The organism is Micromonospora sp. NPDC051300, from assembly GCF_044455315.1.
Taxonomy (GTDB): domain Bacteria; phylum Actinomycetota; class Actinomycetes; order Mycobacteriales; family Micromonosporaceae; genus Micromonospora; species Micromonospora robiginosa.
Genome location: NZ_JBITEP010000008.1, coordinates 37,820 through 44,761 on the forward strand (window position 1 = coordinate 37,820; position 6,942 = coordinate 44,761).

The following is a 6,942-nucleotide window of genomic DNA, read 5'->3' on the forward strand; positions in this document are numbered from 1 at the left end:
GACGCTCAGGACTGCTGCCGCTCGATCTCGACCCGCTCGATCACCACGTCCTGCAGCGGCCGGTCGCTCGGCCCGGTGGGGGTGTTCGCGATCGAGTCGACCACCTTCGCCGACTGCTCGTCGGCCACCTGGCCGAAGATGGTGTGCCGGTTGTTCAGGTGTGGCGTCGGTCCCACCGTGATGAAGAACTGCGAGCCGTTCGTGCCCGGCCCGGCGTTCGCCATCGCCAGCAGGTACGGCCGGTCGAAGCGCAGCTCCGGGTGGAACTCGTCGGCGAACTTGTAGCCCGGGCCACCGCGACCGGTGCCGGTCGGGTCGCCCATCTGGACCATGAAACCGCTGATCACACGGTGCGAGATGGTGCCGTCGTAGTACGGCCCACTGCCCGGCTGGCCGGTGCGCGGGTCGGTGTACTCACGGGTGCCCTCCGCCAGCTCCACGAAGTTGCGGACGGTCTTCGGCGCGTGGTTCGGGAAGAGCTCCAGCCGGATCGGGCCGGCGTTGGTGTGCAAGGTGGCGTAGACAGCCTCGGCCACGGGTACTCCTCACTCGTTGGTCAGTTCCTTGCGGATCCTCCCATGTGCCCGATACGGCCATGCGGAGGCATCCGAAGGTGGAGGATGACGAAGGAACAACTCCCAGGAGGTGGGACCGTGTTTGGAATCGGGCGGCGAAAGACCCAGGGCCAGCTCGCGAAGGCCGAGCTGAACCAGGGCATCGGTCACCTGAGGCAGGCCGCCACGCACGCGGCGAAGGGTGCCGGCGCCACGGTCGGCCCGCGGGTCCAGGCAGCCCGGGTCGCGGTCGCACCCACCGCGGTCCTGGTCCGGGACCGGGCGTCCAGCGGCGTCGCGTCGAGCGCCGCGGCGCTCGCGCCGGTGCTCCTGGCCGTGCGCAACGCGCGGACCGAGGCCGCGGGCAAGGCGCTGACCGGCCGCAAGGCCGCGGCGGCGAAGAAGTCCGCGATCACGAAGAAGGCGAAGAACATGAAGACGGGGAAGAAGAAGCAGCGCAGGTCGCGCGGCCTGACCACGGGCCTGCTGGTCGCCGGCACGGTCGCCGGCCTGGCCGGGGCGATGGCCATGCGTCGCCGCCGCGAGCAGCAGGAGTGGGCCGAGTACGACCCGACCGGCGCGGTCGCCCCGACCGGTCGGGACAAGCTGGAGCCGATGCGGGAGGACGTGGACACGATCGTGGTCGAGACCCCCGACTCGACCGCGAAGGTGACCCAGGCCGGCCCGACCGGCGCCGGCAGCTCGCCCGTGGCCGGCGGCAGCAGCGCGTCCACCACGACGCCCGCCGCCGAGCCGGTGATCCACCCGAACAGCCAGGTCCCCTCGGTGGCCGAGGGCGCCCGGGACGTCTCCGGCCGTCCGGCCGACGACATCACCAAGGCCGCGCAGAACGGCCGCAACGCCGCCAGGGCCGGCGGTCGCCGCTGAGCCGGAACCGACAGTCGGAGCAGCGCCGGCACGTGGGCTCGTCCCGCGTGGCCGGCGCTTCCGCGTCCGGACCGGTCCGACTCCGGGCCGCGGCCGTCAGAGCCAGCCGTTGCGGCGGAACCAGCGGTAGAGGACGAACGACAGGGCCAGGTTGACGGCCCAGATGCCCGGATAGCCGTACGTCCACTTCAGCTCGGGCATGTTCTCGAAGTTCATGCCGTAGATGCCGGCGATCGCGGTCCACACCGCGCCGATCGCGGCCCAGGCGGCGATCTTGCGCATGTCGTTGTTCTGGTCGACTGTCACCTGGGCCAGCCGGGCCTGGAGGATCGAGTTGAGCAGGTCGTCGTAGGAGTTGACCTGCTCGACGGTGCGGCTGAGGTGGTCCTGCACGTCCCGGAAGTAGCGGCGTACCTCCTGCGGCACCGCGCGGTTGACCTGGGAGGTGAGGGTCATCAGCGGACGTTGCAGCGGCACCACCGCGCGCTTGAACTCGACCAGCTCCCGCTTCATCTGGTAGATCCGCTGGATCCGGCCGCTGCTCTGGCGGTCGAAGACGTCCGCCTCCAGCACGTCCAGGTCGTCCTCCAGCCGGTCGGCCACCTCCAGGTAGAGGTCCACCACCCGGTCGGTGATCGCGTACGCGACCGCCCACGGCCCCTGCCGCAGCAGGTCCCGCTTCGCCTCCAGGTCGGCCCGGACCGGCGACAGCCGGCAGGCGTCCCCGTGCCGGACGCTGATCACGAAGTTCGGCCCGATGAAGAGCATCACCTGGCCGGTCTCCACCACCTCGGAGTTCTCGGTCAGCTCGGTGTGCTCGCAGTAGCGGGCCGTCCGCAGCACCAGGAAGACGATCTCGCCGAAGTGCTCGAGCTTCGGCCGCTGCTCGGCCTTGACCGCGTCCTCCACGGCCAGTTCGTGCAGGCCGAACGTGGCGGCGATCTCGGTCATCTCGGTCAGGTCGGGCTCGTGCAGGCCGAGCCAGACGAAACCGTCGCGCTCCCGGCGGGCCGCGGCCAGGGCCTCGGCGTACTGCGGGCGGCCGGGCCGGCGCTCGCCGTCGACGTAGAGACCGCAGTCGACGATGCCGCTGCGACCGGGGCCGGCCGGCTGCGGCGTGCGCGGGGAGCCGTCGGCGTTGAGGATGCGGGACATGGCGCGCACCGGGGCCGCCCAGGCGCGTGGCCTGACCGTCCGGTCACCCTGCTGGCCGGTGGCTCGCTCGCGTGACACCCGGTCCGTCATCTCTCGCCCCCTCTCCACGAAGCTGCGGGTTGCAGGCTACGCCGCCGGGGAGCGGGAGTGCCGATCACGTGTGGCGCCGGGTGGGCCGGCCGCGTCAGGGTGGTGAGGGGCGACACGGCCCACCCGGCACCCCTTGGGGGCGGGGGTGATGCTGGGCGCGTCGCCGACCCGGTCGGGACCGCTCGCCGGACCGAAAGGTGAGCGACGCTCGCAGCATTGTGGGCCGGGGGCCGGTCCGGCGGGAGAGCCGGACCGGCCTGCAAGGGCTTTCTGTCGGAAACCCGACAGCAAATCAGCCGCGGACGGCCGCCATCGCCTCGGCGAGCCGCCGGACCCCCTCGTCGATCCGGTCCGCGGTCACCGCGGAGTACGCCAACCGCAGCGCGTGCCGACCGCCGTCGACCATGAAGTCGCTGCCCTTCACCACCGCGACGCCGCGCTCGGCCGCGGCCGGCGCCAGCCGGTCGACCTCCACGTCCTCCGGCAGCTCCACCCAGAGGAAGTAGCCGCCGTCCGGCTCCACGAACCGGGCCTCCGGGATGTGCCGGCGCAGCGACTCGGCCAGTGCACCGGCCCGCTCGCCCAGCGCGGTGCGGACCGTGTGGATCGACCTGTCGATCGCGCCCGAGACGCAGAAGTCGTGCACGATCGCCTGCGCCACCATGCCCGGCGAGATGTAGAGGTTGGTGGCCCGCTTGGCGATCGCCGCGATCAGCTCCGCCGGGCCCACCAGGTAACCGACCCGGACGCCCGGGCAGACCGTCTTGGTGAAGCTGGACGCGTGCACCACCACGCCCCGGCCGTCCATCGACAGCATCGACGGCAGCGGCTCGCCCCGGAACCGGATGTCCGCGTACGGGTCGTCCTCGAAGATCGTGAACTCGTACTCGGCGGCCAGGTCCAGCAGCTCACGACGCTTCTCCAGGGAGAGGGTCACGCCGGCCGGGTTCTGGTAGTTCGGGATCACGTGGGCCAGCCGCGGCCGGACCCCGGACTCCAGGAGCTTGCGCAGCTCGGCGGTGTCCAGACCGTCCGGCTGGATCGTCACGCCGTGCACCTCGCCGCCCATCTGCTGCAGGTTGAGCAGCGTGCGGTCGTACGTCGGGCGCTCGACGACCACCGCGTCGCCCCGGCGGACCAGGTGGTCGAAGAGGAACGCGTCGGCCTGCAGCGAACCGTTCGTGACCAGCACCTGGTCGGCCTCGACGCCGTGCTTCTCGGCGATCCACTTCCGCAGGGGCGGGTAGCCGACGGAGGTGCCGTACGCGGTGACCCCGGCGGGGTCGGCGTCGAAGGCGCGGACGGCGGCGGCCTTGAGCCCCTCGACATCGACGATGTCCAGCGAAGGAGCCCCACGGGCGAAGGAGATCAGCTGCTCGGCGGTCATGCGCAGAGCCTAGGGCCTGGCCCGGCGGGTCCGACCGGCATACACGCGAAGTTCAACATGCGGGCGGCCACCGGTGTCCACCAGGACGGACGGGAAGGCGAGACCCGCTCGCGGCTGTCTACGATCCGACCGGACGGTGGCGCCGACAGGGCCGACCGCCGAAGGATGACGGGTCGGCAGACCCGCGAGACAGGGATGGGGCTCGTGACCGAGGACGAGACGGGACGACTCGACGACCAGCAGTTCGCGCAGTGGCTGGCCACCGAGGCAGGGGTCGCGCTGACCGCGCTGCGGGACCGGCAGGGCTTCGCCGATCCGAAGTCGCTCAAGGACGCCGGCGATCGCGCGTCGCACGAGCTGATGACCGCGGCGCTGGCCCGGTGGCGGCCGGCCGACGCGGTGCTCTCCGAGGAGGAGGCCGACGCGCGCCGGGCCTGGGCGGACGGCGAGCGCGCGCCCCGGCACGAGGCGGACCGGGTCTGGATCATCGACCCGCTGGACGGCACCCGCGAGTTCTCCGAGGCCGGGCGGGACGACTGGGCCGTGCACGTGGCGCTCTGGCAGCGGTCCGCCGCGCCGGACGGCGCGCTTGTCGCCGGCGCGGTCGGCATGCCGGCCCGCACCACCGTGGACGGTGCCCCGGTGGTCCTCGGCACCACCTGCCCGACGCCGAAGGCGACCGACGGGCCGATCCGGATCGCGGTGAGCCGCAGCCGCCCGCCGGCGTTCGTCGGCGAGCTGGTCGAGCTGCTGGGCGCGCGGGCGGTGCCGATGGGCTCGGCCGGGGTCAAGGTGTGCGCGGTGGTGACCGGCGAGGTCGACGCGTACGTCCACGCGGGCGGCCAGTACGAGTGGGACAGCGCCGCGCCGGTGGCCGTGGCGCTGGGCGCGGGCATGCACGCGTCCCGGATCGACGGGTCCCCGCTGCGCTACAACCGGGCCGATCCGCGCCTGCCCGATCTGCTGGTCTGCCGCCCCGAACTGGCCGACCGGTTACTCGACGCGATCTCGCGTACCGGGGTCGAGATGCCCGCTTCGGCCGTCACCGATGAGCAGGGTGAGGCGTTCGGCTGAGAGTGACGGTACGTACGGCCAGGGTGAACGAGGGATATTGTCGGGCGGGAATGTGCGTCCGACCTGAGCCCACGACACGGGCCGCCGACAGCCAGGGAGGGCCATGCCGGCCGACCGAGATCCGCACACCGCCTACGGGCAGCCGCCCGGCCTGTGGCCGGGGCAGGACATTTCGCACCAGTCGGACGGGGTCACGCTGCCCTGGCCCGACGCCCGGGCCGCGCCCGCGCCACCGGCCCGGCTCGACGCCCACGGTGACCTGCCCTGGCCCGAACGCGGGGTGGCCGGTCACGAGCACACCGACCAGAGCTGGCCGACGCACGACCAGTCCTGGTCCGGGCGTGACGAGCCCTGGTCCGGGCACGACCAGCCCGGGTGGGGACACGACCCGTCCTGGTCCGGGCCCGACGCGACCTCGCCGGTCGGCGCCGACCGGGCGACCGCCGGTTGGGGCCACGCGGCGGCGACCGCCACGTTGACCGGGCCGCCGCACACGGACGCCCCGGTCGGGCCGCACGCCCGGCCGGCCGCCGGTGGTCCGGGGCAGCCGCCACCACCGCCCGGCTCACCCGTCCCGCCGCCCGGCGGGGCCCGCCGACGCTGGCGCATGATGATCGCGGCGGCCGTGGTGCTGGCCGTGGCCGGCGGCGGGGTCGCGGTGGCCGCGCTCCGGCCCGACGCCACCAACCCGCAGGCGGGCGAGGTGCCGACCACCGCCGGGCCGAAGCCGTCGGCCGGCCTCGGCGCCCCGGCCGGGCCCGGCGCCGCGTCCCCGAGCGTCGCCCAGGGCCTCGGTGGCAAGCCCGCCGCGAAGCCGTCGGCGTCCGCCGGCGCGAACGCCAAGGGCTTCGCCGGCACCCGCCTGACGCTCCCCGGCGCGTCGATCGGGGTGCAGAGCGGCGAGACCTTCGGCCAGGCGCTGAGCCGCTCCGACCAGACGTTCGGCAAGCTGCAGATGGCCCGGATCTTCTTCCCGGGCCTGCCGCCGGCCTGGAAGGGCAGCCGCGCCGACGTGGTGGACCGCACCGTGGTGGTGTCCTTCAAGGCCTCACCCCAGGAGATCAACTCCGGCCGGCACGACGCCCGGCTGGCCTCCTGGTTCGCCTCGATCCCGCGCGACCACAACGTCTACTGGTCCTACTTCCACGAGCCGGAGGACGACGTCGAGCGCGGCGCGTTCACCACGGACGCCTACCGGGCGGCGTGGAAGCGGGTCGCCGGCCTGGCCGCCCGGGCCGACAACGCCAAGCTGATCAACACGCTGATCCTGATGTGCTGGACGTTGGACTCGAAGTCCGGGCGCAGCTTCGACGCGTTCTACCCCGGCGGCGACGTGATCGAGGCGCTCGGCTGGGACTGCTACAACTGGGGCAAGAAGTGGAAGCGGTACGCCTCGCCCCAGGAGATCTACGGCCCGATGATCAACAAGTCGAAGGCGCTGGGCAAGCCGTGGGGCGTCGCCGAGACCGGCAGTGACCTGGTGCCCGGCGACTCCGGCGCCGGCCGGGCCACCTGGATCCGCGCCATGACCAGTTATCTGAACGGTCAGCGGCCGGAGTTCGTGGCCTACTACAACCAGACGGTCAGCCAGGGCGACTTCCGGCTGCTCGACCAACCGAGCATCCAGGCCTGGAAGTCGTTCTGCGTGGCCTGACCTGACGAGTGGAGCGGCGGGGGGGGGGGCCCCCCCGCCCCCCCCCCCCCCCGCCCCCGCGGCCCCCCCCCCCCCCCGGGGCCGGGCCCCCCCCCCCCCCCGCCCGCCCCCCCCCCCCCCCCCCCGCCCCCCCCCGGAGG

6 protein-coding genes are annotated in these 6,942 nt (G+C 73.4%); 3 read left to right on the forward strand and 3 right to left on the reverse strand.

Annotated features, from left to right (window positions below; translation table 11 throughout):
* Positions 1 to 5: 5 nt before the first annotated feature.
* Positions 6 to 536: a peptidylprolyl isomerase gene (locus ACIA5A_RS11350; protein ID WP_396759614.1), complete on the reverse strand. Its 531-nt coding sequence runs from the start codon at positions 534 to 536 to the stop codon at positions 6 to 8.
* An 84-nt stretch (positions 537 to 620) separates the two neighbouring features.
* Here ACIA5A_RS11350 and ACIA5A_RS11355 point away from each other — a divergent pair, with 84 nt between their 5' ends.
* A complete protein-coding gene (locus ACIA5A_RS11355) occupies positions 621 to 1,442 on the forward strand; it encodes a hypothetical protein (RefSeq protein WP_396759617.1) in 822 nt (273 codons plus the stop codon).
* Between the two features lie 96 nt (positions 1,443 to 1,538).
* On the opposite strand, the gene corA is transcribed toward ACIA5A_RS11355, so the two are convergent.
* Both corA and ACIA5A_RS11365 read right to left on the reverse strand, forming a co-directional pair.
* On the reverse strand, positions 1,539 to 2,687 hold the full coding sequence (corA, locus tag ACIA5A_RS11360; protein ID WP_396759620.1) for a magnesium/cobalt transporter CorA: 1,149 nt from the start codon (positions 2,685 to 2,687) through the stop codon (positions 1,539 to 1,541).
* 292 nt (positions 2,688 to 2,979) lie between these two features.
* Positions 2,980 to 4,074 (reverse strand): PLP-dependent aminotransferase family protein, encoded by a 1,095-nt coding sequence (locus tag ACIA5A_RS11365; protein WP_396759623.1) that lies wholly within the window; start codon positions 4,072 to 4,074, stop codon positions 2,980 to 2,982.
* Positions 4,075 to 4,269: 195 nt separating this feature from the next.
* On the opposite strand from ACIA5A_RS11365, the gene ACIA5A_RS11370 reads away from it, so the two are divergent.
* Together ACIA5A_RS11370 and ACIA5A_RS11375 are read left to right on the forward strand one after the other, a co-directional pair.
* Positions 4,270 to 5,148, forward strand: coding sequence for a 3'(2'),5'-bisphosphate nucleotidase CysQ (locus ACIA5A_RS11370; protein WP_396759626.1), 879 nt, complete (start codon positions 4,270 to 4,272; stop codon positions 5,146 to 5,148).
* Positions 5,149 to 5,251: 103 nt separating this feature from the next.
* Entirely contained in the window at positions 5,252 to 6,802 is a 1,551-nt protein-coding gene (locus tag ACIA5A_RS11375) for a hypothetical protein (protein ID WP_396759629.1), read from the forward strand.
* Positions 6,803 to 6,942 lie beyond the last annotated feature (140 nt).

What these genes read in the sequence shown, in the direction of transcription:
- ACIA5A_RS11355 (WP_396759617.1), top strand. Translation starts at nt 621, where the DNA reads ATGACGAAGGAACAACTCCCAGGAGGTGGGACCGTGTTTGGAATCGGG.
- corA (WP_396759620.1), bottom strand. Translation starts at nt 2,687, where the DNA reads ATGACGGACCGGGTGTCACGCGAGCGAGCCACCGGCCAGCAGGGTGAC.
- ACIA5A_RS11365 (WP_396759623.1), bottom strand. Translation starts at nt 4,074, where the DNA reads ATGACCGCCGAGCAGCTGATCTCCTTCGCCCGTGGGGCTCCTTCGCTG.
- ACIA5A_RS11370 (WP_396759626.1), top strand. Translation starts at nt 4,270, where the DNA reads ATGGGGCTCGTGACCGAGGACGAGACGGGACGACTCGACGACCAGCAG.
- ACIA5A_RS11375 (WP_396759629.1), top strand. Translation starts at nt 5,252, where the DNA reads ATGCCGGCCGACCGAGATCCGCACACCGCCTACGGGCAGCCGCCCGGC.